Below are 25478 nucleotides of genomic sequence, written 5' to 3'. Positions count from 1 at the left end.
ATAAGTAAAATAAAATATTGTTATTTGATTGTTTTTTGTCTTGACTTTACACACCTGCCGGAGGATTAATACCGGCTCTAAGCCATTTGTTTCACGCGCGGGTGCTCGCCCTTTTTTGGTGCAATTTGCTCCGCCAGCTGGCAGTGCTGCGCTTTCCCCCGAACATGGAACTGAACAACATGTCTGACTCGATTACCCTCGATATTCCGGTCTTTGACGGCCACAACGATGTGCTGAATAAGCTGTGGCAGCACCATCAGCCGGACGCGGTTAATGCATTTTTCACTGGCACCAAAACGGGCCAAATGGACTTTCCGCGTATCCGTCAGGGAAATATGTTAGGTGGCATTTTCGCCACCTGGGTGCCGTCCCACCCTCTGATTGCAAGAAGTGCGCCAGACCTCGCAGATTTTCCTCAGGAAATTATCAACTCAGCGCGCGACGCGACGTTTTCTATGCTGGCGCTGCTGCTGCGCATTGAGCAGGCCTCAAACGGCCAGGTGAAGATTTGCCGCAGCGTGCGCGATATTCGCCACTGCATGGCAAACAAGGTGTTAGCGGTGGTGATGCACGTGGAAGGCGCGGAAGCGCTGGATACTCACGGCGAACTGCTCGACATGCTCTACGCCAGCGGCTTGCGCACGCTGGGGCCGCTGTGGAGCCGCCCGAATCAATTCGGCGATGGCGTACCGTTCCTCTATCCTTCGTCGCCGGATATCGGCAACGGCCTGACGGCCTCGGGCAAGCAGCTGGTACGCGACTGTAATCGCCGCCGCATCATGGTTGATTTGTCGCATATGGATGAGAAAGGTTTCTGGCACACCGCAGAAATCAGCGATGCGCCGCTGGTAGCGAGCCACTCCAACGCGCATGTGATCAGCGCGCAGTCGCGTAATCTCACCGATCGCCAGCTGGCGGCGATTGCCGAGACCAACGGCTTTGTCGGCGTCAATTTTGCCGTGCCATTCCTGCGTGAAGATGGCGATCGCCATGCGCCGACCGGCGTCGATGCCATCGTACGCCACGTTGAGTATCTGCTGGAAAAAGTCGGGGAAGATGGCGTTGGTTTTGGTTCGGATCTCGATGGCGCCACCATGCCGGGCGATCTGAAAGACGTGGCCGGATTCCCGCTGCTGGTGCAGGCGCTGGCGGCACGCGGCTATTCGCGTGAGCTGCTGGAGAAGATTTGCCACGGCAACTGGCTGCGCGTGCTTGAAGCCACCTGGGGCGAATAATCATGCGGCTGCGGCATATTGAAGTGTTTCAGGCGATTGTGCAGACCGGCAGCATCAGTGCGGCGGCGCGTTTGCTGAATGTGTCGCAGCCGAATGTCAGCCGCGTGCTCAATCACGCCGAGCAGCAGCTCGGTTTTGCGCTGTTTGAGCGGCGTGCGCAGGGCATGGTGGTGACCGCAGAAGGGCGGCGTTTGCTGCCGGAAGTGGAAGACATCTACCAACGTTTACAAGCGATTACTCAGCTCACCGAGCAACTGCGACGCGGCGAAGGGCAAACGGTGCGCGTCGGCGCCGCTCATGCGTTTGGTCAGATGGTGTTAGCGCCAGCGCTGGTGAACTGGCGGCAACAGGCGGCATCGGTCAGCGTGGAGCTGGTTACCGAGCATTTCAGCACCTTATGCAGCATGATCATGGCTAATCAGCTCGATTTCGCGCTGGTGTTTGGTCAGCAGGTGGATGCGGATTTACTGGCGGAACCGCTGTTTCAGTCGTCGATGGTGGCGTTGCTGCCGCGCGATCACACCCACAATGAGCCGGTGACGCTGGAGTGGCTGTGCGCCAACAATCTGCTGATGATGCAGAATCAGGATCCGCTCGGTCGCGTGCTGCACCGCGCGCTACGCGATAAAGGACTCAATCCGGCGGTATCGCTGTCGATCAAAACCTATTCGGTGATTGCCGATATGGTACTGGCGGGCGGCGGCGTCGGGATTGTCGATCTGTTTACCGCCTGCCGTTATGCCGACCAGCTCAAGCTGTTGCCGGTCGCGCAGCCGCTACCGTTTGAAGTGATGTTAATCAGCCGCCGCGATCAGCCGCAGTCGCAATCCACGCTGCAGCTAAAACAGGTGATTCGCAACAAGCTGTGGGAGATCGCGCGCCAATGTGAATCGCAGTTTTTCACCCGCCCGTCGTGATGCCGATTGCCGGTACGCATATTTATGCGCACCAGGTCGCCATGAATGGCGACCCTACGGAGTTTGTAGCGATTGTGAGTTAAGAAAACGCAATGCTGCTGCAGCGCGGGTGTTGAGGCGACATCCCAATCCGCTGAACGAGTGAGGGATTCCAGGATGAGCCGCATGGATGCGGCGAGAGGTGGCGTTGAGCAGGAGCGAATCGACACCGGTCCGTCAGGAATCGCGAATGAGTGAAGGTACCGCGCAGCGGCGGGTTGGGCTGGCGCAGGGCCCGGGAGTGCAGAGGGCGTGGCCAGACGCCCTCTGCTCGGTCGCCGCATGAAGTTACTGCAACTGCCTCAGCACATGGCGAACGAAAGTCGCACTGCGCTTAATGGACATGTATTACGCCATTCCTGGCGACCATTCAAACCCCATCCGTAATTGGTTTACGCACCAGCAGCAAATACGCCAGCGCACCCACCACCGTCACACCGGCGCAAATCATCAACGCCAGGCTAAACGACTTGGTGGTATCCAGCACCCAACCGGTGATCACTGGCGCGAACGAGGCGAACACGAAGCTGGCGAAGTTCTGGATGCTGCCAACCGAGGCGGTCATGCGCGCCGTGACGTTGGCGTGAATCAAACCCCAGCACGATGTACCGGCAAAGTGGATACAGAACAGCGCCATACCGATCATCGTCACCGCGCTTGTGGTGTCGGTGGCACGCGTTACGAAAGCGGTAAACGCAGCAGACAACAGCATGCCAGTGACGATAGAGACCTTACGCACTTTCACCGCATCATGACCACGACGCACCAGCGCATCGACCACATAACCGTTCAGCAGCATGCCCGCCGCGCCGAACAGGAATGGAATCGCCGCCAGCAAACCGGTGCTTTTCAGGTCGAGGTTGTAAGTGGATTGCAGATAGCCCGGCAGCCACGCGATATACAGCCATGCGGTGTAGTTGATGCCGCTGAAGCCAATCATCATGCCCCACATGGTGCGCTGCTTGAACAGGCCGCGCCACTCGGCAAAACTCAGCGGCTCTTTGCGCGATGCCACGCTGCCCGCCTGCAGATAGTGAATCTCTTCGCCACTCAGCTTGTTGTTATCGCGATCGCGGTACATCAGATACCAGCCGATGGCGAGGAACATGCCGAGTACGCCGATGGTGACAAACATGCCGCGCCAACCCATCACCATCATCATCGCGGCCAGAATCGGTGGCGCGATGGACAAACCAATCATCGAGGCGGCATTAAACATGCCCATCGGCATGCCGCGATCTTTGATGTTGAACCAGTCGTTGATCACCTTGACGCCGCACGGGTTCATCGGCGCTTCACCAATACCTAATCCGATGCGCACCAAAATAAATTGGGTGAAGTTATGCACCAAACCGGCCGCGGCCTGGAACAGCGACCAGAAGAACATACCAATCGCCAGCATGATGCGCGGCCCTTTGCGATCGAGCAGCGCTCCGCACGGCAGCTGTGCTAAGCCGTACGCCAGTGAAAACGCTGACAGCAGCACGCCAATTTCGGTCGCAGATAAACCCAGTTCTCCACGGATGGTCATATTGGCGACCGACAGCGAGCTGCGATCGAGATAGTTGATCATGGCGGCGAACAGCAGCAGCAACATGGCGGTAATCTGGATCTTTCTGATGCGCGGCGAGCGCACCACGTCACTGCGTGCCGGGATAAAATCTTGCCCGTCTGCAGCCGGTTGTGGCGCGTTTTCGCGGCCACGAGCCGAAGTATTTTCCATTGCGACCTCCCGGATCTGGGTACTTATCGTTATGCGTTTGAGTGGGATCCTGCGGCAGCAAAAAGGTGCTGCCCCAACGGATTGACTTCGAGACTAGAAGCAATCAGATCGGGATGTTGCGGAGATGTTTCAGATTCGTGCGGGAGCTAATGCTTTGTGGTTTTTAATCGGTTTTTAATTGTACTGACGGATTGAACGGATCATCGATGTCTTGGCGGTGCCGAGATGATTGTGCAGGGCGCACAAGGCTTCCACATCCTGGCGGCTAATCAGCGCCGTCAGAATCGCCATATGCTCCTCCAGCGCCACGATATTACGCTGCTTGAGGTCGGTTTCATCCCATTGATAATGCGAGTGAAAAATCACGGAAATAATCTCCAGCGACTGATTAAAAAACGGATTGTTGGCGGCGGAGAGAATCAGCGTGTGCATCTCTTTATCCAGCGCGGCGAAGTGGCGGTAATTGCTGGCGATGGTGTCACGCATTGAACGATGGCGATCCAGCAGGTCGCGCGCCTGCATCCAGCGCTCATCCTGTGAAGGCAGATTAAGAAAACGCGTCAGCGCGTGGGTTTCCAGCATTTCACGCAGCTCAAACAGGTTCTCGGCATACTTCTGATCGAACTTCTTCATGCGCCATTGTCCGCGCTTCACCGGCTCCAGCAGGTCATAACGCATAAAGCGCAGCAGGAATTCGCGCACCACAATCGGGCTGACCTTCACCTGCTGCGCTAACTGCAGCTCGCTAAAGGTATCGCCCGGCATCAGCTGACGTTGATTAATCAGGTTGAAAAAGGTCTGCTCAAACTGCAGCGCCTGCTGATCAATCGGCGGCGTCAGGGCGTTAAAACCATCTTCATCGCTGGGATCGCGCACGATAACGTAGGTTTCATCCACCTTTTCCAGCACGCCGCGCTCATGCAGATGCTGCAAGGTGTGGCGCACCGTGGTGCGGCTGATATTGAACATTTCGGCCAGCGCCGCCTGCGGTGGCAACGGCGAACGGATATGCCGTTTGGCAATGCCTTCCAGCATCTGGTTAATCACGTTCTGACGTAGGTTCTGGCTGCGGCTCATGCGCGTCTCCGGTTTTTTATCTATTAAAAACCATACAAAGCCCAAAAAAAGCGGTTGGCTTCACACTTCCCCCAACGCAAAACGCTGTCATCGGCGATTTTCGCCATAACTGCGACAACAGCACAGGAGAAGCCCATGACAACAATGAAAACGCTGGTGGTCGCCGAGCCGCGCCAGATGGTGTGGCAGCAGCGCGCGAAGCCGACACCCGCCGCCAATGACGTTCTGATCAAACCGATTGCCGCCGGGATTTGCGGCACCGATATCCACGCCTGGGCCGGCAATCAGCCGTTCTTCAGCTATCCACGCGTGTTAGGGCATGAGCTTTGTGGCGAAGTGGTGGAACTCGGCAGCCAGGCCAGCGGCTTCAGGCTGGGCCAGCGCGTGGCGCTGATTCCCTACGTTGCCTGCCAGCAGTGCGATGCCTGTTTGAGCGGCAAAACCAACTGCTGCGAAAACATCTCGGTGATTGGTGTGCATCAGGATGGCGGTTTCTGCGAATTTCTTAGCGTGCCGAGCAGCAATTTGCTGGCGGTGGATGATGTTGATCCCGAAGCCGCCGCGCTGATTGAACCCTTCGCCATCAGCGCGCATGCGGTGCGCCGTGCGGCCGTGGCGGCGGATGAGCAGGTTTTGGTGGTGGGCGCAGGCCCGATTGGCCTTGGCGTGGCCGCGATTGCAGCGGCGGCGGGTGCCAAAGTGGTGGTGGCCGATACCAGCGAGCAGCGCCGTGCGCACGTGGCGCAGAAACTGGGTTTGGCGACGGTGAATCCATTAGACGCCGATTTTGATGCGCAGCTTAAAGCGGAGTTTGGCGGACGTTTGGCCGCTAAAGTGATCGATGCCACCGGCAGTCCAGCGGCGATGAACGGCGCGGTGAAACTGATTCGCCACGGCGGCACCATCGTGTTTGTCGGCCTGCATAAAGGCGATCTGGTGATCCCGGATATCGAGTTTCACAAAAAAGAAACCACGCTGCTGGGCAGCCGCAACGCCACGCTGGAAGATTTCGCTAAAGTCGGCGAATTGATGGCGAAAGGGCAGCTTCGTGCCGACATGATGCTGAATCGTCATTATGATTTTTCAACGCTGGTGGAGCGTTTTGAAGCGGATGTGATTAATAACCGGGAACTGATTAAAGGCGTAATTCACTTCGAGCGGTAGTTCTCCGGGAAGTTCGGTCGCCATGAATGGCGACCCTACGACAGATCGGTGACGTTTTCGTAGGGTGCGCATTAATGCGCACCTGGCTCGCATATTGTCTGCATTGCCAAGCCAGCGTATTATCTCCCGCCTAAGGTGATGGCGTGCCACCTTCCCCAACCGCCGTTCTGGTCACAGACGGCTGATGACGCCTGACAACACTCGTATCCCTGCGCGGGAGACGGCGGTGTGTCAGGTGTTATTCTGTCCTGCCGCGGCCCTGCGCGTAATTCATTTCAGGAGCTCCAAACTATGTTGAAGTCGTTACTGGCGGTGGTACTGGGCGGAGCGGTTGGCTGTTCGCTGCGTTGGTTGATCTCATTACGTTTTAACGCGTTGTTTCCCAATCTGCCGCCGGGCACCTTGATGGTGAATCTGGTGGGCGGTTTTATCATCGGTGCGGCGCTGGCTTTCTTCATGCGTAACCCGCATATCGATCCCTTCTGGAAACTGCTGATTGTCACCGGTTTATGTGGCGGCTTAACCACGTTCTCAACCTTTTCTGCGGAAATTGTCGGGCTGCTGCAAACCGGCAAATACCTGTGGGCGATGTCGAGCGTGATGGTGCATGTCATCGGTTCGCTGCTGATGACCTTCGCCGGTTTTGCCGTGGTAAACCTGCTGGGATAACCTTCAGGCTTGAAATAACTCCTCAGAGGTAGATACTGATCGCCATTCTGTGCGCGTGACGCACAGAATGTGTCACCGATTATCCGGACGATTAAGGAGCTGTGTCATGCGTAGTAACCCCAAATTCCTTAACCTGGTGTTGTTAAACGGTGAACCTGAGGAGAAGCTGCGTGCCGCACGCGCCGCCGGTTTCGAGCAGGTTGAGATCTGGCGCGACGATGTGCAAGCCAGTACGCCACAGTTAGCAAAGCAGTTACAGCTTGGCTTCACCAATGTTCAGGTGCTGCGCGATTTCACCGGTGCGCCGGATCGTGAGCGCCAGCAAAAACGCGAAGAGCTGCGTCAGTTCATTCAAATTGCCCAAACCATTGGCTGCGACACCATTCAGGCTCCCGCCAGCACGCGTGAAGATTGCGTAGCATCGCGCATTGATGAAGATTTACGTTGGATGGCGTCGGAAGCCGCGCGCTACAACATGCGCATCATGTATGAGCCGATGGCGTGGTGCAGCGTGGATAATACGCTGCCGCTGGCGTGGGAAAGATTGCAACGGCTGGACCAGCCGAATATCGGTTTGGTGGTCGATCTGTTCCACATCTGCGCGTTAGGCGGCGATGCGTCTCAGCTGGATGGCATTCCTGCCGATCGTATCTACGAAGTGCAACTGTGTGACATGGGCGAAATGCCGCCGCAGGATAAGCAACCGCTCAGCGAGTATGCGCGTCATCAGCGCTTGTTGCCGGGCGATGGCATCATCGAAGTGGAACGTTTTGTCGATAAGCTGAAAAGTGCCGGTTACAGCGGGCCGGTCGGCATTGAAGTGTTTAACGATAAGTTGAAAGCGCAGCCAGCAGACGTGGCTGCGCACAAGGCGTGGCAGGCGTTAAATCGCTACTGGCCTTAATCCTGCAAACATTGCGCAATAAAACCGGCGGCATCCATCGCACCCTGCGATGAAATGGTGTGGCCGGTGGCCGCTTCATAGCGCGCTTCCACCGTCACGCCAGCCTGTTGCAAACGCTGCTCCGCCGATGCACTTTCGCTAAACGGAATCACATCATCAGCTTTGCCGTGAATCAGCAGCGCAGGCGTGTACTGTTGCGGCGTTAACGCGCCATCAAACGCCAGGCGACCGGAAAATGCCACCACGCCAGCCAGCGGATAACGTCCCGACGCCAGCGCATCCAGCGCCATGATCGAACCCTGCGAAAAGCCCACCAGAATCACTTTGTCCCACGCATCCGCCATGCCGTGTTGTGTCATCAGCTGTTGCAGTGTGTCATCAAAGGCAGCGCGCGCTTCACGCACCCGCGCCGGGCGATTTTCAGGCGTGATGCCGGTCAGGCTAAACCACTGATATCCCATCGCATGTTCAAAAGGATAGGGCGCATTCGGCGAGGCAAACGCCACATCTGGCAGCAGGCGCGCCCAATGTTCGCCGAGCACCGCGAGGTCGTCGCCGTTGCTGCCGACGCCATGTAAAAAAATCACTAACGCTTTTGCCATCGCACTGCTCCTTATAAACCGTAGGCCGCCATATCCGGGCCAACCGGCACAATGCCGTTGGGATTCAGCGCTTTAATCGAATAATAGCCCTGCTTGATATGGTCGATATTCACCGTCTGACGCACGCCAGAAACCGACAGCATACTCTTGAGATAACGATCGAGCAGCGGATAGTCACGCAGGCGGCGCAGGTTGCATTTAAACAGGCCGTGATAGGCGGCGTCAAAGCGCACCAGCGTAACGAACAGGCGGATATCCGCTTCGGTTAAGCGCTCGCCGAGCAGGAAGGTGCGGCCATCCTGCAAACGCAGCTCCAGCTCATCCAGCTGGCTGAACACATCGTTAAACGCCTGCTGATAGCTGATCTGCGTGGTGGCGAAGCCGGTGCGATACACGCCGTTATTCAGGCGCGGATAGATCGATTCGTTCAGCGCGTCGATCTCTGCACGGAGATCTTCGGGATAAAGATCAATGCGATCGTCCGCCAGCGCGCCAAAGCCGCTGTTCAGCATGCGCAGGATATCGGCCGACTCGTTATTGACGATAGTTTGCGTCTTTTTGTCCCACAGCACCGGCACGGTGGCGCGGCCGGTGAAATCGGCATCGGCGCGGGTATAAAGTTCATGAATGTATTCGGCTTTATTCAGCCAGTCGCGGTCCGCGCCGGGATAATCACCGAAGCGCCAGCCTTGCGCACCGAGCTGCGGTTCCACCACCGACACGCTGATCACTTTCTCCAGCCCTTTCAGAGTGCGTGCCAGCAGCGTGCGCGAAGCCCACGGACAAATCAGTGCCACATAGAGGTGATAACGATCCGGCTCGGCAGCAAATTCGCTGGAACCATCTGCGGTGATCCAGTGACGAAAACTGGATGTCTGGCGCACAAAACCGCCTTGTTTGTCGGTGGCTTGCACCGGATGCCACTCTGCACTCCACTTACCGTTTACCAGCATCGTCTTCTCTCCTATGTGTTGATGGAGTGAGCATACAGCGCTGCTGGTTGGGTGATAATCCGGGCAAAATGGCTTTCATTGCTTCCAAATTGGAAGGAGTCAGCCGGGCGGATGCTGCTGGAAATGGGCGGCGAGGAAATCGATCAGCAGCCGGGTTTTCTGCGCCAGATGACGTGCCGGCGGATAGAGCGCGAACAAGCCGAGCGGCGGCGTGGCGAACTCCTCTAATATCGAGACGATTTCACCGCGCTGCAAAGCGGGCGCGGCAATAAAACCTGGCAGCCGCGCAATGCCCAGCCCGGCAATCGCTGCCTGCAAACAGGCTTCAGTATTCGAGAAACAGAGACGACCCCGAATTGGCATGCTGACGCTGTCGCCGCACGGCGTGACAAACGGCCAGTGCCAGGGATCGCGGAAGTTGGTATCGCTGATGCACTGATGTGCCGCCAAATCGCGCCAATGCTGTGGCGTGCCGTGTTGCAGCAAATAACCGGAAGAGGCCGCCACGCGGATCGGCACATCGCCGAGGCGGCGCGCAATCAAGCTGCTGTCGTCAAGCTTGCCGATGCGAATCGCCATATCGAAGCCTTCATCGACGATGTTGACTGCACGATCGGAGAAGTTCACGTCGAGTTCGATCTGCGGATAATGGCGCGCGAACTCCACCAGCACGCTGGCTAACACCGCCGTACCAAAGGTGCCGGGCGCGCTGATTTTCAGACGGCCGGTCGGCGTTGTGGCGCTGTCGCGCACCGTGGCATCCAGCGTATCAAAGGCTTCGAGTAACGTTTTTACTCGTTCGTAATAGGCGCGACCGACTTCGGTGGGCGACAGCGCACGCGTGCTGCGTTTAAACAGCTGCACGCCAAGTTCCTGCTCCAGCCGGGAGACCAGCTTCGACGCCTGGCCGCTGCTGGTGCCGAGGCGTTCAGCCGCACCGGCAAAGCTGCCGACTTCCAGCACGGCGACAAACATGCGGTCACAATCGAGTCGATCCATGAAAATTCCAGCTGACGAGAAAATCGTAGGGTGCGGCCTGCGGGCCGCCCGTGTCAAATTCTGCACTGCGCATTAATGGGCAAGGTCGCCATGAATGGCAACCCTACAAAATCGCGCCGGTCCGCCGTGGGTCGCCATGAATGGCGACCCTACAAAATCGTGCCGGTCCGTCGTAGGGTCGCCATTTATGGCGACCGTCTGGTCAAATCTGCTGATTACACATTCAGTGCGCTGCACCTTTTCCCACACGGGAAAACCTGTTGAACTAGGCGCCTGCTTTCATCTGGCCGGGAGCCGTGAATGTCTTTGCTACATCTGTCGTCGCTGGCGGAGATCTCCGCCGTCGAATGGGATGCGCTGTTACCTGACGATCAACCGTTTTTACGCCATGCCTTTCTTCTGTCACTTGAAGAGAGCGGCAGCGTGCGGCCTGAAAACGGCTGGCAGTCCGATCACCTGTTGTGGCGCGAAAACGGCGTGCTGCGTGCCGCCATTCCCGGCTATCGCAAACGCCACTCGCGCGGTGAATATGTGTTTGACCATGCGTGGGCGGATGCCTGCCAGCGCGCCGGTATTCCTTACTACCCGAAATGGCTGGGCGCGATTCCGTTCAGTCCGGTGACCGGCGCACGTCTGCTGGGCGATGAAGATGCGGTGCTGAAACTGCTCAGCGCGCTGCCGGAGAATCTCTACGAACAAGGTTTGAGCGGCGCACATATCAATTTCACCACGCCGTTCGCCAATCAAATCATGCAGCAGCAGCCGGACTGGCTGGAGCGCCTTGGCTTGCAGTATCACTGGCACAACAAAGGCTATCGCGATTTCCAGGATTTCCTCGACTCGCTAATGTCGCGCAAGCGCAAACAGCTGCGCAAAGAGCGTGAACAGGTGATGAGTAGCGGCTTTGAATTCAGCTGGTATCGCGGCGATGAGCTGCGCGAAGATCAGTGGGATTTCGTCTACACCTGTTACGCCAACACCTATGCGGTGCGCGGCCAGCGACCCTATTTGACGCGCCACTTCTTTAGCCTGCTGGCAGAGCGCATGCCGCGTTCGATTCGCGTGGTGATCGCGACGCTGCAAGGCCAACCGGCGGCGATGGCGTTCTGCTTAATGGACGGCAACACGCTGTATGGCCGCTATTGGGGCTGTCTGGCGGAGTTTGATCGGCTGCATTTCGAAACCTGCTTCTATCAGGGCATGGATTTCGCCATCGCGGAAGGTTTACAGCGTTTTGATGCGGGCGCGCAGGGCGAGCACAAGCTGGTGCGCGGCTTTGAACCGCATATCACGCACTCGTGGCACTATCTGTGCCATCCCGGTTTGCGTGATGCGGTGGGGGATTTTCTGCTGCAGGAACGGGAAGGCGTGCGCGGCTGGGCAATTGAAGCGCGCGACGCCTTACCGTATCGGCGTGGTGATTAATCCGCGCCGACAAAACCGCCGGTCTGATGCTGCCACAGGCGCGCGTAAAGTCCGCCGTGCGCAAGCAGTTCGCGATGGTTGCCCATCTCGACAATCTCACCTTTCTCCAGCACCACCAGACGATCCATTTTGGCGATAGTTGAAAGACGGTGCGCGATGGCAATCACCGTTTTACCCTGCATCAGTGTTTCCAGGCTCTCCTGAATCGCCGCTTCCACTTCGGAATCCAGCGCAGAGGTGGCTTCGTCCATGATCAGAATCGGCGCGTCTTTCAGCAGCACGCGCGCGATGGCGATACGCTGACGTTGACCGCCCGACAGCTTCACGCCGCGCTCGCCCACGTGCGCATCCAGACCGGTGCGGCCTTGCGGATCGGAGAGCAGCGGAATGAACTCGTCGGCGCGTGCGCGGATAATCGCCGCCTGCAACTCCTCTTCCGTCGCATCCGGACGACCATACAGCAGGTTTTCGCGAATCGAGCGGTGCAGCAGCGACGTGTCCTGGGTGATCATGCCGATTTGCCCGCGCAGGCTTTCCTGCGTCACTTCAGCGATATTTTGATCGTCAATCACAATGCGTCCGCTGTTGATGTCATACAACCGAAGCAGCAAGTTCACCAGGGTGGATTTACCGGCGCCGGACGGCCCAATCAACCCGATTTTCTCGCCCGGTTTGATATTGAGGTTGAGGCGATTAATTACCTGACGGCTGCCGCCATAATCAAAGCGCACATCCTCAAAGCGAATCTGGCCGCGCGTCACCTGCATGTTTTTTGCATTCGGCTGATCCTGCACGCTCAGCGGCTGCGCAATGGTGTTCAGGCCATCCTGCACCATGCCGATGTTCTCAAAGATGCCGTTCACCACCCACATGATCCAGCCGGACATGTTCACCAGACGGATCACCAAGCCGGTCGCCAGCGCAATCGCACCGACGCTGATCAGCGACTGGCTCCACAACCACAGCGCCAGGCCGGAAGTGCTGACAATCAGCAAGCCATTGAGCGTCGAGAGCGTGATATCCATAGTGGTGACCATGCGGCTGGCGTGCTGGGTTTTGTCGGTTTGCTCCTGAATCGCCTCACGCGCGTAACGTTTCTCCAGATCGTTGTGCGAGAACAGTTTGATGGTGGCGATGTTGGTATAGCCATCGACGATGGTGCCCATCAATTTTGAGCGTGCCTCCGATGACACCACCGAACGCTGTTTAACGCGCGGCACGAAGAAGCTCAGCGACACGCTGTACGCCACAATCCAGATCACCAGCGGAATCATCAGGCGCCAGTCCGCTTCGGCAAACAGCACCAGCGAGGTCACCGCGTAAATCACCACGTGCCAGATGGCATCCACCAGCTGTACCGCCGAATCTCGCAGCGAGTTACCGGTTTGCATGATGCGCTGGGCAATGCGCCCGGCAAAATCGTTCTGGAAGAAGTTCAGGCTCTGGCGCAGCACGTAGTTGTGATGCTGCCAGCGGATCATGCTGGTCATGCTTGGGTTGATGCTTTGATGCACCAGCATATCGTGTGCGGCAATCACCACCGGCCGCAGAATTAGCGCCACAAAGCCCATCCACAACAATATTTGCCAGTTATCGCTGAACAATGAGGCGGGCGTGGAGTGATTAACCAGATCAATGATGCGGCTGAGATAGCTGAACAGCGCCACTTCGATCAGCGCCTGCACCAGCCCGACAATCAGCAGCGCGACGAAACTCGGCCACACCTGACGCAGATAGTAGAAGTAGAACGGCCAGACGCTGGCGGGCGGGGAATCGGTTGGCGCATCCTGGAAAATATTGATAAAACGTTCAAAACGGCGATACAACATAGAGTCACTCTTCCCGAAATGGTGAGAGTTAACAGCTTAGTGCAAGTGAAAAGGGATTACCGACATGGATTTACACATTCGCGGTCGTGAGCCGGGCGATGCCGCCGCCTACCAACACCTTTACAGCCATCCTGACGTTTATCGCTGGACCACGCAGCTGCCGTGCCCGAGCGTGGCGACCTGGCAGAAAAAATTCGAAAAGATGGATGAGCTGGGATACATCGGCTTTGTTGCGGAGATCGATGGCGCGATGGTCGGCGAGCTCACGCTGTTTGTCGAGCAGCGTCCACGCACGCGTCACAGCATCAGTTTTGGTATCGGCGTCGATCCGGCGTTTGGCGGGCGCGGCATTGGCGAAAAGCTGATCCGAAACGCGATGGATTACGCCTTTAACTGGCTCGGCATTATGCGCATCGAGCTGGAAGTGTTCCACGATAACGAACGTGCGCTGCGCTTGTATCAAAAGCTGGGCTTCGAGCGCGAAGGCGTGAAGCGCAAAGCCTGCCTGCGCGACGGCGAGTATCACGATATCGTGCAGATGGCTCAGTTACGCACGTAACCGTAGGGTCGCCATTCATGGCGACCTTCTCAATCAACGCAGGAAACTCTGCATTAGGGTCGCCATAAATGGCGACCCTAAAATTGGCGGTAATTATTGTGATTTATCAACGTACTTCTGCATATTCTCTTTGGTCACCAGCTCGAACGGGATCCACACGTGTGAATCGACTTTCTCGCCTTTGATCAGCTTCTGCGCCACATCCACCGACGTTTTGCCCTGGCCGACCGCATCCTGGAACACTGTGACCTGAATTTTGTCCTGCGAAAGCGCTTTCAGGCCATCTGGCGTGGCATCGATGCCGCCAACCAGCACCTTTTTATTGCCCTTGGCCAGTGCCATCGCCGCGCCAATCGCCATCTCATCGTTGTTAGCCGCAACGATATCAATCGCTTCATCATTGCCCAGCCAGTTATTCATCAAATCCATGCCTTCATTGCGCGCGTAGTTGGCGGGCTGTTTCTGCACCACTTTCATGCCGGGATATTTCGCCACCACTTGCTCAACGTCTTTAGTGCGTTGCAGCGCACCGGCATCGGTCAGATTACCGATCATGATCGCCACATTACCTTTGTAGTTAGCCATTTTCGCCAGCGCTTCCATCTGCAAGGTGCCGGATTCACGCTCGTCGGAGCCGACAAACACCACGCCCGCCGGCAGCGTTTTATCGCCCGGCGTGCGGTTTACGTAGACCAGCGGAATTTTTGCCTGCTGCGCGAGCTTGGTGAGCTGCGGCGTGCTGGCAGAATCGACCGGATCGACAATGATGGCATCCACGCCCGCACCGATAAAGCTCTGCACCTGATCGGTTTGCCGTCCAACATCACCGCGTGCATCTTCAAACTGAATATCGAGTCCGCGCGCTTTGGCTTCTTTATCAATCGACTGGCGAATAATGGTGAGGAAGTTTTGATCGAAGTAGGCCATCGACACGCCAATTTTTTCCGCCAGCGCCGAGGCTGATGTTGAGAGCAGGCCGAGCAACACAATCGCCTTGAGGGTTTTCATCGCAGACTCCAGAGTAAGCTTGTTATTAGAATGAATATTTCATCAAGATCAAAAATGGCTTAATGAAATCATTTTCAGCCTACGAGCCCGCTAGGCGGCTGACAATCAGCACGGTTGGATTTTGCAGCCAGGCGCACACTTTGCTCTCGGGTGCGCCTTTGCTTTGCGCGCTCATAGTTGCGCTGCAAAGGATTTTCTTAGAGCTGGCGCACATTGCGGTGCAAAGGCGCGCGGATCTTTAAGGTTCTGTGCAGCGCCGCACCTCGCTTTGTGCTGGCTGCCAAATCTGGCGCTAATTAGCACCGTCGATTCCGCCATTCGCACAATGACCACGGCTGAAACTGCTTCCTATAGTTGCTGAACAGGGGAAATAAAGCGGTATTCCGGCACGTTTCATTTGAGGAATTCAGCCCATGCTAAAAGCCAGTAATCGTCCACAGAACAGCCACGTACGCGTTTGGATCCTTTGCCTGATCCTGTTTCTTTCCGTGGTGGCGTATGCCGACCGCTCGATCCTGTCGATCTCGGGATCGGCGATCAAAGATGAGTTTGGACTTTCGGCGATCCAGCTTGGCCTGATCCTCTCGGCGTTTAGTTGGGCCTATGTGATCGGCCAGATCCCCGGCGGCCTGTTCCTTGATCGCTTCGGCACCAAAAAAGTGTATGGCGTGACGCTGGCGCTGTGGTCGATCTCCACGCTGCTGATGGGTTTTGTCGGCGAGTTCTCCAGCGGCATGACCATGGCACTGACATTGATGTTTGCGCTGCGTTTCGCGCTGGGCCTGATTGAAGCCCCGAGTTTTCCCGCCAATGCGCGCGCGGTGATCATGTGGTTCCCCAGCGCCGAACGCGGCCGCGCCTCTTCACTCTTCGCCTCGGCGCAATATTTTGCCGTCGCTATCTTCTCACCGCTCTCCGGCTGGCTGGTGTCGCGCTTCGGCTGGGAATGGCCGTTCTTCGTCCTGGGCGGCGTTGGTGTGCTGGCGGTGTTTGTCTGGATGGGCTTTATGCGCAGTCCGCGCCATCACCCGCGGGTATCGGAAAATGAGCTGCGCTACATTGAGCAGGGCGGCGCGCTGGTTGATATTGATTCGGCGCAAACGCTAAAAGCGCGTCCGCCGTTGAGCAAAGCGATGTTCAAAAAGCTGCTCAGCAACCGCATGCTGTGGTGCGCCTACATCGGCCAATATTGCATCATCGCGCTCAGCTACTTCTTTATCACCTGGTTCCCGATTTATCTGGTGCAGGCGCGTGGCATGAACATTCTCGACGCCGGTTTTGCCACCATCGCACCGGCGGTGTTTGGCTTCCTTGGCGGCATCAGCGGCGGCTATATCTCCGACAAACTGCTGGCAAACGGCTGGAGTTTATCCTGGGCGCGTAAAACGCCGTACATCGTCGGCATGCTGATGGCGGCATCGCTGGTTCTGGCGGCGGTGATCCCCAGCAACGTTGGCATTATCGCCATTATGTCGTTCGCCTTCTTCGGTAAAGGCGTGGCGGCAGGTGCCGGAACCTGGACAATTGTCAGCGATACCGCACCAAAAGAAGCGGTTGGCCTGGCGGGCGCGATCTTCAACGGCATCGGCAATATGGCGGGTTTTATCACGCCGCTGCTGTTCGGCATCATCGTCGGCTTAACCGGCAGCTACAGCATCGGGCTGGTGTTTGTCGGCGCGCACTGCGTAGTCGCTGCTTTACTGTTCCTGCTGGTGATGGGACCGATTGAACGCGTTGGCGAGGAGCAGGAGATTTCAACCCTGGTCGCCATGAATGGCGACCCTACGACGTAGGGTGCGCATTCATGCGCACCTGGTCAAAGCCCGCACCATCGTAATGTGCGCATTTATGCGCACCCATCTCGCAAACCTCACCGATCGCACAAATCACTCCTGAAGATTTTTTGCTCAGCTGCCGATACCTCCTTACCACCCACTGATATTAAGGAGCGATATCGTGATAAAGCTGATTAACGTTGACGAACTGCGGCAGGGAATGTTTATCCACAAACTTGAGGTTTGGTGGGTCAAAGATAAGCGCATTCGCAACCAAATGCTGATCACTGATAAACGCCAGATCGCGATGATCCGCAATGAGGGGATCCTGCAGTTATGGATCGATCTCGACAAATCGGTTCAGGCGCCCGCTGCGCCTGCGCCGAAAAAAGATATTCCTAAAACCCCGTTTTTCCAGGAGATGGATCAGGCGCAAAGCATCTTCAATCAGGGGAAACCGCAAGTGCTGGCGATGTTTAACGAGGCGCGCATGGGGCAGGGCCTCGACCTCGATTACACCCTTGATCTGGTGGATCAAATTGCCGGTTCGATCACCCGCGAACCGACTGCGCTGCTGAGCGTGGCGCGCCTGAAGAATCACGACGATTACACTTATCTGCACTCGATGGCGGTGTGCGGCTTGATGATCTCGCTGGGCAAAAAAATGGGCCTCGATGAGCATCAGCTGCGCCGTGTTGGCATGGGCGGTTTGCTGCACGATGTGGGTAAAGCCGCGGTGCCGCTGGAGATTCTGAATAAACCCGGCAAGCTCAGCGATGAAGAGTTCACCGTGATGCGCCAGCACCCGATTGTCGGCGCGCAGATGCTAATGGAAGCTAACGCCGGTGAAGATCTGCTGGATATCGCGCTGCATCACCATGAAAAATACGACGGCAACGGTTATCCGCACGGTTTGAAAGGCGAGGAGATCTCACTGTATGCGCGCATGGCATCGGTGTGCGACGTCTATGATGCCGTCACCTCGAATCGTCCTTATCGTAAAGGCTGGACGCCTGCCGAAGCGATGCACAACATGTTGAGCTGGCGTGGCCACTTCGATAACTCGCTGCTGCACGCCTTCGTGCGCACTATCGGCATCTATCCGGTGGGATCGCTGGTGCGGCTGGCTTCCGGGCGCGTGGCGCTGGTGGTGCAGGCGGGCGAAAAATCGTTGCTCAAGCCCAAAGTGCATGTGTTCTGGTCGCTGCACGCGCAACGTGAAGTGAAACCGGAAGAGCTCGATCTCGGCGACAGCTTCTGCACCGACAGCATCACCGGAGCGGAAGACAGCGGCTTGTGGCAGAACATCGATCTGAACCGCATCTGGGCGTTAGAAAGCGCTTAATTCTTCACCATTTTTATACTTTATTTACGCCCGCTTCCCGCCTTTTTACCTCTTTTTTATGCCGCGCCGCGCATGCTTGCAGCACTACCAAAATCCTCTGGAGGTTGCTGTGAGCGTGGGCGTGATAGCCGGCATCGTGCTGGTGTTTGTTCTTCTGGGCTACCTGATTTATGCCCTGCTTAATGCGGAGGCATTCTGATGGCTGCGAATGCATTCATGCTAATTGCGGTATTTCTGCTGGTACTGATGGTGCTGGCACAACCGCTGGGACGTTATCTCGCCCTGTTTGTGGCTGACAAGCCGCTGCTGCCGCGCACCGAACGCGCGCTGTGGCGACTGGCCGGAGCCGACGGCGACGCCATGCGCTGGCCGCACTATCTGCTGGCGATTCTGCTGTTTAACGCGCTGGGTTTTGCCTTGCTGCTGCTGATGTTGATGACGCAGGCCGCGCTGCCGCTGAACCCGCAGCATCTGCCTAATCTGAGCTGGGATCTGGCGCTTAATACCGCCATCAGCTTCGTCACCAACACCAACTGGCAATCCTACGCCGGGGAAAGCACGCTGAGCTATTTCAGTCAGATGGCGGGCCTCACGGTCCAGAACTTCCTGTCGGCAGCGACCGGCATCGCCGTGGCGTTTGCGCTGATTCGTGGTTTTGCCAACCGTTCGCTGGCGACGCTCGGCAACGCGTGGCGCGATTTAACGCGCATTACTGTTTACGTGTTGCTGCCAATCAGCCTGCTGATGGCGCTGTTCTTCGTTAGCCAGGGCAGCATTCAAACCTTCGAACCTTACCATGCGCTCACCACGCTGGAAGGCGCGCAGCAGACGCTGCCGCTCGGTCCGGTGGCGTCGCAGGAAGCGATCAAAATGCTCGGCACCAACGGCGGCGGTTTCTTCAACGTCAACTCGGCGCATCCGTTCGAAAACCCGACGGCGCTGACCAACTTCGTGCAGATGCTGAGCATCTTCCTGATTCCGGCGGCACTCTGTTTCACCTTTGGCCAGCATCTGGGCGATCGTCGTCAGGGCCACATGCTGCTGTGGGCGATGACCATCATGTTCGTGCTGGCGGTGATCACCGTGATGTGGGCCGAACTGCGCGGTAATCCGCACTTCCTCGCGCTTGGCGCGGACAGCGCCATCAACATGGAAGGCAAGGAGACGCGCTTCGGCATTCTCAACTCCAGCTTGTTTGCGGTGATCACCACGGCGGCGTCGTGTGGTGCGGTTAACGCCATGCATGACTCCTTCACCGCGCTCGGCGGCATGGTGCCGATGTGGTTGATGCAGCTAGGTGAAGTGGTGTTTGGCGGCGTCGGTGCTGGCCTGTACGGCATGCTGCTGTTCGTGCTGCTCGGTGTGTTTATCGCCGGGTTGATGATCGGTCGCACGCCAGAATACATGGGCAAGAAAATCGACGTGTGGGAGATGAAGATGACCGCGCTGGCGATTCTGGTGACGCCAACGCTGGTGCTGCTTGGCACCGCGCTGGCGATGATGACCGACGCCGGTCGCGCGGGCATGGCCAATCCCGGCATTCATGGCTTCAGCGAAGTGCTGTATGCGGTGTCATCGGCGTCTAACAACAACGGCAGCGCCTTTGCCGGATTGAGCGCCAACACCCCGTTCTGGAACCTGCTGCTCGGCTTCTGCATGTTGGTGGGCCGCTTCGGCATCATCATTCCGGTGCTGGCAATTGCCGGTTCGCTGGCGGCGAAGAAAATTCAGCCGGTGGGCAACGGTACGCTGCCAACGCACGGCCCGCTGTTTATCGCGCTACTGATTGGCACCGTCTTGCTGGTGGGCGCATTGACGTTCATCCCCGCGCTGGCATTAGGCCCGGTCGCGGAACATCTGCAACTTATTCAGGGATAACGGAATCATGAGTCGTCAACAACTGGCGCTGTTTGATGCGGCGCTAACCCGCGTTGCCATGCTGGATGCGCTGAAAAAACTCGATCCGCGCGTACAGTTCCGCAACCCGGTGATGTTTTTGGTGTGGATCGGCAGCGTGCTGACTTCGGTATTGGCGGTGGGCATGGCCAGTGGCACGCTCAGCGGCAACGCGGGCTTTACCGCTGGCGTCGCCATCTGGCTGTGGTTTACCGTGCTGTTCGCCAACTTCGCCGAAGCACTGGCAGAAGGGCGCAGCAAGGCGCAGGCCAACAGCCTGAAAGGCATCAGCAAAACCAGCGATGCAAAAAAACTGGCCGAAGCGCGCTACGGCGCAGCGTGGCACAGCGTGGCGGCCGATACGCTGCGCAAAGGCGATGTGGTGCTGGTGGAAGCCGGTGACATCATTCCGTGCGACGGCGAAGTGCTGGAGGGCGGCGCATCGGTGGATGAGAGCGCCATTACCGGTGAATCCGCGCCGGTGATCCGTGAATCGGGCGGTGACTTCTCGTCAGTGACCGGCGGTACGCGCATTCTTTCCGACTGGCTGGTGATTCAGTGCAGCGTCAATCCGGGCGAAACCTTCCTCGATCGCATGATCGCGATGGTGGAAGGCGCGAAACGCCGCAAAACGCCGAACGAAGTGGCGCTGACCATTTTGCTGGTGTCGCTGACGATTGTGTTCCTGCTGGCGACCGTCACGCTGTGGCCGTTCTCGGCGTATGGCGGCACGCCGGTCAGCATCACGGTGCTGGTGGCGCTGCTGGTATGTTTGATTCCTACCACCATCGGCGGCTTGCTGTCGGCCATCGGTGTGGCGGGCATGAGCCGCATGCTGGGCGCGAACGTTATTGCTACCAGCGGCCGTGCGGTGGAAGCGGCAGGCGACGTCGATGTGCTGATGCTGGATAAAACCGGCACCATCACGCTCGGTAACCGTCAGGCGACGCAGTTCCTGCCTGCGCCGGGCGTCAGCGAGCAGCAACTGGCCGATGCGGCGCAGCTAGCGTCGCTGGCCGATGAAACACCGGAAGGGCGCAGCATCGTGGTGCTGGCGAAGCAGAAATTTAACCTGCGTGAGCGCGATCTGAGCAGCATGGGCGCGAGCTTTATTCCGTTCTCGGCGCAAACGCGCATGAGCGGCGTCAACGTGCAGGATCGCCTAATCCGCAAAGGTGCGGTCGATGCGGTTCGTCGCCATATCGAAGCCAATCATGGCCGTTTCCCGCTGGAAGTTAATGCCGCCGTGGAAGAGGTGGCGCGTGCTGGCGGTACGCCGCTGGTGGTATCGGAAGGCGCTCAGGTACTGGGCGTGGTCGCGCTGAAAGATATCGTTAAAGGCGGCATCAAAGAGCGCTTTGCCGAGCTGCGCAAGATGGGCATTAAAACGGTGATGATCACCGGCGATAACCCGTTAACGGCGGCGGCGATTGCGGCGGAAGCGGGCGTCGATGATTTCCTGTCGGAAGCGACGCCGGAAGCCAAGCTGGCGCTGATTCGTCAGTATCAGGCTGAAGGGCGTTTAGTGGCGATGACCGGCGACGGCACCAACGATGCCCCAGCGCTGGCGCAGGCTGACGTGGCGGTGGCGATGAACTCGGGAACTCAGGCGGCGAAAGAGGCCGGCAACATGGTCGATCTCGATTCGAATCCGACCAAGCTGCTGGAAGTGGTGCACATCGGTAAACAGATGCTGATGACGCGCGGTTCACTCACCACCTTCAGTATCGCCAACGACGTGGCGAAGTATTTCGCCATTATTCCGGCCGCGTTTGCCGCCACCTATCCGCAGCTCAATATGCTCAACGTGATGGGGCTGCATTCGCCGAACTCGGCGATTCTGTCAGCGGTAATTTTTAACGCGCTGGTGATTGTGTTCCTGATTCCGCTGGCGCTGAAAGGCGTGAGTTATCGCCCGCTGAGCGCGGCGGCGCTGCTGCGTCGCAACCTGTGGATATACGGTGCGGGCGGATTAGTGGTGCCGTTTATTGGTATTAAAGCCATCGACCTGCTGCTGACGCTGCTTGGTCTGGCTTAAGGAGAAGAGAAATGAGTCAGTTACGTCCGGCTATTGTATTGTTAATAGTGCTTACGCTGCTCACCGGCGCGGTCTATCCGCTGCTCACTACCGGTCTGGCGCAATGGTGGTTCCCATCCCAGGCCAACGGTTCGCTGATTGAGCAGGATGGCGCGGTACGCGGTTCCGAGCAGATTGGTCAGGCATTTAATCAGCCGGGCCACTTTTGGGGTCGACCTTCCGCTACCGGCGATGCGCCTTATAATGCGCTGGCCTCGAGCGGCAGCAATCTGGCAGGCAGCAATCCGGCACTGGACAAAGCGGTGGCGGAACGCGTCGCTGCGCTGCGTGCGGCTAATCCGCAAGCACCCAAAGCGGTGCCGGTGGAGTTAGTGACGGCGTCGGCGAGCGGATTAGATCCGGACATTTCGCCGGAAGCCGCGTTGTGGCAGGCACCGCGCATCGCCGCCGCGCGCAATATGGCGCTGCAGGATGTTGAGGCGCTGATTGTGCGCCATACCGAACGCCCGCTGTTGCCGTTTGTCGGCGAAGAGACGGTAAACGTGCTGCGCCTCAATCTGGCGCTGGATGATTTGCAATAAACCGTAGGGTCGCCATTAATGGCGACCGTTTTCAATGGACGATCGATGAACGACGAAATTGCCCGCCCCGATCCCGATGCGCTGCTGCTAAACCACAGCGACAGCCATCGCGGTAAGCTGAAAATCTACTTCGGCGCCTGCGCGGGCGTGGGAAAAACCTTCGCCATGCTGCAGGAGGCGCAGCGCCTGCGCGCGCAAGGTCTCGACGTGCTCGCTGGCGTGGTGGAAACCCACGATCGCGCAGAGACCGCCGCGCTGCTCAACGGGCTGGCGCTGTTACCACGTCGTGCCACCGGACGTTCACGTCATGCTGAATTCGATCTCGATGCGGCATTAGCGTGCCATCCGGCGGTGATCCTGATGGATGAACTGGCGCACACCAACGTGCAGGGTTCGCGCCATCCCAAGCGCTGGCAGGACATTGAAGAGCTGCTCGAAGCGGGCATTGACGTCATCACCACCGTTAACGTGCAGCATCTGGAAAGCCTGAATGATGTGGTCGGCGGCGTCACCGGCATTCAGGTGCGTGAAACCGTGCCCGATCCCTTCTTCGATAGCGCCGACGAAGTGGTGTTGGTGGATCTGCCGCCGGACGATCTGCGTCAGCGGCTGAAAGAGGGCAAAGTCTACGTCGGCGACCGCGCCGAACGCGCCATAGAGAACTTCTTCCGTAAAGGCAATCTGTTCGCACTGCGCGAGCTGGCGCTGCGTCGCACCGCCGATCGCGTGGATGACCAGATGCGCGCCTGGCGCGATCAGCAAGGCCGCGACAAAGTGTGGCACACGCGTGACGCCATTCTGCTGTGCATCGGTGACGATACCGGCAGCGAAAAGCTGGTGCGCACCGCTGCACGTTTAGCGGCGCGGCTCGGCAGCGAATGGCATGCGGTGTATGTCGAAACGCCACGCCTCAATCGGCTGCCGGAAGCGCGCCGTCGCGCCATTTTGCGCACGCTGCAGCTGGCGCAGGAACTTGGCGCGGAAACCGCCACGCTCTCCGATCCCGATGAAGCACGCGCGGTGCTGCGCTACGCGCGCGGGCACAATCTCGGCAAGATCGTGACCGGTCGCCAGCCGCAACGGCGCTGGCGGCGCGACAGCTTTGCCCAGCGCCTCGGCGAACTCGGCCCGGATCTCGATTTATTGGTGGTGGCGCTGGATGAACCGGTGCGCGATGCGCCGCATCCACTCAGCGGCCAGCGCGCCAGCAACGAAAAATGGCGGCTCTATCTGCGCGGCTGCTTGATGGCGCTGCTGCTGTGCATTTTGGTCACCGGCGTTGGACGCTGGCTGCTGGTTGAGTTTGATCCCGCCAACAGCGTGATGATTTATCTGCTGGCGGTGGTGCTGGTGGCGCTGCGCTATGGCCGCTGGCCGTCGGTGTTCGCCACGGTGATCAACATCATCGCCTTCGACCTGTTCTTTGTCGCGCCGACCGGCACCGTTGCGGTGTCGGATTTACAGTATCTGGTGACCTTCGCGGTGATGCTGGCGGTGGGCGTGATTGTTGGGAATCTTACGGCGGGCGTGCGCTATCAGGCCAAAGTGGCGCGCTATCGAGAACAGCGCGCGCGGCATCTGTATGAGATGGCAAAAGCGCTCGGCAGCGACCTGACGCCGCAGGATATCGCCAGCACCAGCCAGCGCATCATTGATGTCACCTTGCAGGCGCGCAGTTTGCTGCTGCTGCCGGATGAACAGGGCGAGCTGCAAACCGTGGGCGATACCGCAATTGGTACGCCGCCGGATCTGGCCATCGCTAAATGGAGTTACAGCAAAGGCCAACCGGCGGGCGCGGGCACCGATACCTTGCCTGCGGTGCCGTACCAGATTCTGCCGCTGAAAAGTGGCAATCACTGTCGCGGCTTGCTGGTGGTAGAACCGGAAAACCTGCGCCAGCTGATGATTCCTGAGCAGCAGCGTTTACTGGAAACCTTCACCGTGCTAATCGCCAACGCGCTGGAACGCATGGCGCTGTCGCACAGTGAAGCGGCATCGCGGCTGGCCGCCGAGCGTGAGCAGCTGCGCAACGCGCTGCTGTCGGCGCTGTCGCACGACCTGCGTACGCCGCTGACGGTGCTGTTTGGTCAGGCGGAGATGCTGATGCTCGATCTGGCCAGCGAAGAGTCGAAGTATGTCGGCCAGGCCAATCAGATTCGCGAACAGACGCTGAGCACCATCCGGCTGGTGAGCAATATGCTGGATATGGCGCGCATTCAATCAGGTGGACTCAATCTGCGCGAAGAGTGGGTGGCGCTGGATGAGGTGATTGGCGGCGCGCTGAGCAGCATGGGCCCGTCGCTGAAGGGCCATGAATTTATGCTCGATTTGCCCGAGATGGTGCTGATCAAAGGCGACAGCGCCATGCTGGAACGGGTGTTTACCAATCTGATCGAAAACAGCCTGAAATACGCGGGCAATGCGGCGCAGCACGGTATTCGGGCGTGGCGCGATCGCGATCGGCTGGAGATTGCGGTGTGGGACAGCGGTCCCGGCATCGCGCCGGAGAACCTCACGCGTATTTTTGACAAGTTTGCGCGCGGCGATAAAGAGTCGGCGGTGCCGGGCGTCGGATTGGGGTTGGCGATCGGTAAAACCATTATCGAATCCCATCGCGGGCGCATCTGGGCGGAGAATCGGCCGGAAGGCGGCGCGGTGTTCCGTTTGTCATTGCCGCTGCCCGCCGCACCGGAAATTTCTGAAGAAGGGCTGAAATAACTTCACATAAGTTCGGTTATAC

Annotated in this window: 21 protein-coding genes and 1 riboswitch; of the genes, 14 read left to right on the top strand and 7 right to left on the bottom strand. The window is 58.1% G+C overall.

The window, feature by feature from the left end; all coding sequences use genetic code 11:
- Positions 1–179 precede the first annotated feature (179 nt).
- On the top strand, positions 180–1235 hold the full coding sequence (locus ACXIZX_RS18275) for a dipeptidase (protein ID WP_479404687.1): 1056 nt from the start codon (positions 180–182) through the stop codon (positions 1233–1235).
- 2 nt (positions 1236–1237) lie between these two features.
- Complete coding sequence (locus ACXIZX_RS18270) at positions 1238–2152, top strand: LysR family transcriptional regulator (protein ID WP_154183256.1); 915 nt, start codon at positions 1238–1240, stop codon at positions 2150–2152.
- Positions 2153–2561: 409 nt separating this feature from the next.
- Here the strand turns inward: ACXIZX_RS18270 and ACXIZX_RS18265 are convergent, their stop codons facing one another.
- Both ACXIZX_RS18265 and ACXIZX_RS18260 read right to left on the bottom strand, forming a co-directional pair.
- Positions 2562–3914: an MFS transporter gene (locus ACXIZX_RS18265; RefSeq protein WP_008109477.1), complete on the bottom strand. Its 1353-nt coding sequence runs from the start codon at positions 3912–3914 to the stop codon at positions 2562–2564.
- A 174-nt stretch (positions 3915–4088) separates the two neighbouring features.
- Positions 4089–4991, bottom strand: coding sequence for a GntR family transcriptional regulator (locus ACXIZX_RS18260; RefSeq protein ID WP_061723481.1), 903 nt, complete (start codon positions 4989–4991; stop codon positions 4089–4091).
- Between the two features lie 135 nt (positions 4992–5126).
- On the opposite strand from ACXIZX_RS18260, the gene ACXIZX_RS18255 reads away from it, so the two are divergent.
- From ACXIZX_RS18255 to ACXIZX_RS18245, 3 genes are all read left to right on the top strand, one after another.
- Positions 5127–6155 carry a zinc-binding alcohol dehydrogenase family protein gene (locus ACXIZX_RS18255; RefSeq protein WP_479404686.1) on the top strand — a complete coding sequence of 343 codons (1029 nt, stop codon included), beginning with the start codon at positions 5127–5129 and terminating at the stop codon, positions 6153–6155.
- Between the two features lie 125 nt (positions 6156–6280).
- Positions 6281–6356, top strand: a riboswitch (Fluoride riboswitch).
- Between the two features lie 90 nt (positions 6357–6446).
- Entirely contained in the window at positions 6447–6824 is a 378-nt protein-coding gene (crcB, locus tag ACXIZX_RS18250; RefSeq protein WP_008109473.1) for a fluoride efflux transporter CrcB, read from the top strand.
- A 106-nt stretch (positions 6825–6930) separates the two neighbouring features.
- Positions 6931–7728, top strand: coding sequence for a sugar phosphate isomerase/epimerase family protein (locus ACXIZX_RS18245; protein ID WP_479404685.1), 798 nt, complete (start codon positions 6931–6933; stop codon positions 7726–7728).
- Here ACXIZX_RS18245 and ACXIZX_RS18240 read toward each other — a convergent pair.
- From ACXIZX_RS18240 to ACXIZX_RS18230, 3 genes are all read right to left on the bottom strand, one after another.
- A complete protein-coding gene (locus ACXIZX_RS18240; protein WP_479404684.1) occupies positions 7725–8330 on the bottom strand; it encodes an alpha/beta hydrolase in 606 nt (201 codons plus the stop codon). The two genes, ACXIZX_RS18245 and ACXIZX_RS18240, sit on opposite strands and share 4 nt — an antisense overlap.
- Before the next feature lie 11 nt (positions 8331–8341).
- A complete protein-coding gene (locus tag ACXIZX_RS18235) occupies positions 8342–9283 on the bottom strand; it encodes a glutathione S-transferase family protein (RefSeq protein ID WP_179453123.1) in 942 nt (313 codons plus the stop codon).
- 99 nt (positions 9284–9382) lie between these two features.
- Positions 9383–10282: a LysR family transcriptional regulator gene (locus ACXIZX_RS18230; protein WP_154193954.1), complete on the bottom strand. Its 900-nt coding sequence runs from the start codon at positions 10280–10282 to the stop codon at positions 9383–9385.
- A gap of 300 nt (positions 10283–10582) precedes the next feature.
- On the opposite strand from ACXIZX_RS18230, the gene ACXIZX_RS18225 reads away from it, so the two are divergent.
- A complete protein-coding gene (locus ACXIZX_RS18225; RefSeq protein ID WP_479404683.1) occupies positions 10583–11707 on the top strand; it encodes a GNAT family N-acetyltransferase in 1125 nt (374 codons plus the stop codon).
- Here the strand turns inward: ACXIZX_RS18225 and ACXIZX_RS18220 are convergent.
- Entirely contained in the window at positions 11704–13536 is a 1833-nt protein-coding gene (locus ACXIZX_RS18220) for an ABC transporter ATP-binding protein (RefSeq protein WP_061719804.1), read from the bottom strand. The two genes, ACXIZX_RS18225 and ACXIZX_RS18220, sit on opposite strands and share 4 nt — an antisense overlap.
- A gap of 64 nt (positions 13537–13600) precedes the next feature.
- Between ACXIZX_RS18220 and ACXIZX_RS18215 the strand changes: the two genes are divergently transcribed.
- Positions 13601–14095: a GNAT family N-acetyltransferase gene (locus tag ACXIZX_RS18215; protein ID WP_479404682.1), complete on the top strand. Its 495-nt coding sequence runs from the start codon at positions 13601–13603 to the stop codon at positions 14093–14095.
- Between the two features lie 93 nt (positions 14096–14188).
- On the opposite strand, the gene ACXIZX_RS18210 is transcribed toward ACXIZX_RS18215, so the two are convergent.
- On the bottom strand, positions 14189–15103 hold the full coding sequence (locus ACXIZX_RS18210; protein ID WP_479404681.1) for a sugar ABC transporter substrate-binding protein: 915 nt from the start codon (positions 15101–15103) through the stop codon (positions 14189–14191).
- Positions 15104–15516: 413 nt separating this feature from the next.
- On the opposite strand from ACXIZX_RS18210, the gene ACXIZX_RS18205 reads away from it, so the two are divergent.
- The 7 genes from ACXIZX_RS18205 (at position 15517) to kdpD (ending at position 25456) form a co-directional block, all read left to right on the top strand.
- Positions 15517–16896 (top strand): MFS transporter, encoded by a 1380-nt coding sequence (locus tag ACXIZX_RS18205; RefSeq protein ID WP_479404680.1) that lies wholly within the window; start codon positions 15517–15519, stop codon positions 16894–16896.
- Positions 16897–17059: 163 nt separating this feature from the next.
- On the top strand, positions 17060–18223 hold the full coding sequence (locus ACXIZX_RS18200; RefSeq protein WP_008109454.1) for an HD-GYP domain-containing protein: 1164 nt from the start codon (positions 17060–17062) through the stop codon (positions 18221–18223).
- Between the two features lie 109 nt (positions 18224–18332).
- Positions 18333–18422: a K(+)-transporting ATPase subunit F gene (gene kdpF, locus ACXIZX_RS18195; protein WP_081113208.1), complete on the top strand. Its 90-nt coding sequence runs from the start codon at positions 18333–18335 to the stop codon at positions 18420–18422.
- Positions 18422–20101, top strand: a complete 1680-nt coding sequence (gene kdpA / locus ACXIZX_RS18190; RefSeq protein WP_008109453.1) for a potassium-transporting ATPase subunit KdpA — start codon at positions 18422–18424, stop codon at positions 20099–20101. The genes kdpF and kdpA overlap by 1 nt, the downstream gene beginning before the upstream one ends.
- Positions 20102–20108: 7 nt before the next feature.
- Positions 20109–22157 carry a potassium-transporting ATPase subunit KdpB gene (gene kdpB, locus ACXIZX_RS18185; RefSeq protein ID WP_154193973.1) on the top strand — a complete coding sequence of 683 codons (2049 nt, stop codon included), beginning with the start codon at positions 20109–20111 and terminating at the stop codon, positions 22155–22157.
- Between the two features lie 11 nt (positions 22158–22168).
- Positions 22169–22738, top strand: coding sequence for a potassium-transporting ATPase subunit KdpC (gene kdpC / locus ACXIZX_RS18180; protein ID WP_479404679.1), 570 nt, complete (start codon positions 22169–22171; stop codon positions 22736–22738).
- Between the two features lie 45 nt (positions 22739–22783).
- Positions 22784–25456 carry a two-component system sensor histidine kinase KdpD gene (gene kdpD / locus ACXIZX_RS18175; protein WP_479404678.1) on the top strand — a complete coding sequence of 891 codons (2673 nt, stop codon included), beginning with the start codon at positions 22784–22786 and terminating at the stop codon, positions 25454–25456.
- The last annotated feature ends 22 nt before the right edge of the window (positions 25457–25478 follow it).

Source organism: Candidatus Pantoea symbiotica, assembly GCF_056491525.1.
The sequence above is the reverse complement of the archived record's forward strand: the minus strand, read 5'-3'. Positions and strand labels throughout refer to the sequence as shown.

What these genes read in the sequence shown, in the direction of transcription:
- ACXIZX_RS18275 (WP_479404687.1), top strand. Translation starts at nt 180, where the DNA reads ATGTCTGACTCGATTACCCTCGATATTCCGGTCTTTGACGGCCACAAC.
- ACXIZX_RS18270 (WP_154183256.1), top strand. Translation starts at nt 1,238, where the DNA reads ATGCGGCTGCGGCATATTGAAGTGTTTCAGGCGATTGTGCAGACCGGC.
- ACXIZX_RS18265 (WP_008109477.1), bottom strand. Translation starts at nt 3,914, where the DNA reads ATGGAAAATACTTCGGCTCGTGGCCGCGAAAACGCGCCACAACCGGCT.
- ACXIZX_RS18260 (WP_061723481.1), bottom strand. Translation starts at nt 4,991, where the DNA reads ATGAGCCGCAGCCAGAACCTACGTCAGAACGTGATTAACCAGATGCTG.
- ACXIZX_RS18255 (WP_479404686.1), top strand. Translation starts at nt 5,127, where the DNA reads ATGACAACAATGAAAACGCTGGTGGTCGCCGAGCCGCGCCAGATGGTG.
- crcB (WP_008109473.1), top strand. Translation starts at nt 6,447, where the DNA reads ATGTTGAAGTCGTTACTGGCGGTGGTACTGGGCGGAGCGGTTGGCTGT.
- ACXIZX_RS18245 (WP_479404685.1), top strand. Translation starts at nt 6,931, where the DNA reads ATGCGTAGTAACCCCAAATTCCTTAACCTGGTGTTGTTAAACGGTGAA.
- ACXIZX_RS18240 (WP_479404684.1), bottom strand. Translation starts at nt 8,330, where the DNA reads ATGGCAAAAGCGTTAGTGATTTTTTTACATGGCGTCGGCAGCAACGGC.
- ACXIZX_RS18235 (WP_179453123.1), bottom strand. Translation starts at nt 9,283, where the DNA reads ATGCTGGTAAACGGTAAGTGGAGTGCAGAGTGGCATCCGGTGCAAGCC.
- ACXIZX_RS18230 (WP_154193954.1), bottom strand. Translation starts at nt 10,282, where the DNA reads ATGGATCGACTCGATTGTGACCGCATGTTTGTCGCCGTGCTGGAAGTC.
- ACXIZX_RS18225 (WP_479404683.1), top strand. Translation starts at nt 10,583, where the DNA reads ATGTCTTTGCTACATCTGTCGTCGCTGGCGGAGATCTCCGCCGTCGAA.
- ACXIZX_RS18220 (WP_061719804.1), bottom strand. Translation starts at nt 13,536, where the DNA reads ATGTTGTATCGCCGTTTTGAACGTTTTATCAATATTTTCCAGGATGCG.
- ACXIZX_RS18215 (WP_479404682.1), top strand. Translation starts at nt 13,601, where the DNA reads ATGGATTTACACATTCGCGGTCGTGAGCCGGGCGATGCCGCCGCCTAC.
- ACXIZX_RS18210 (WP_479404681.1), bottom strand. Translation starts at nt 15,103, where the DNA reads ATGAAAACCCTCAAGGCGATTGTGTTGCTCGGCCTGCTCTCAACATCA.
- ACXIZX_RS18205 (WP_479404680.1), top strand. Translation starts at nt 15,517, where the DNA reads ATGCTAAAAGCCAGTAATCGTCCACAGAACAGCCACGTACGCGTTTGG.
- kdpA (WP_008109453.1), top strand. Translation starts at nt 18,422, where the DNA reads ATGGCTGCGAATGCATTCATGCTAATTGCGGTATTTCTGCTGGTACTG.
- kdpB (WP_154193973.1), top strand. Translation starts at nt 20,109, where the DNA reads ATGAGTCGTCAACAACTGGCGCTGTTTGATGCGGCGCTAACCCGCGTT.
- kdpC (WP_479404679.1), top strand. Translation starts at nt 22,169, where the DNA reads ATGAGTCAGTTACGTCCGGCTATTGTATTGTTAATAGTGCTTACGCTG.
- kdpD (WP_479404678.1), top strand. Translation starts at nt 22,784, where the DNA reads ATGAACGACGAAATTGCCCGCCCCGATCCCGATGCGCTGCTGCTAAAC.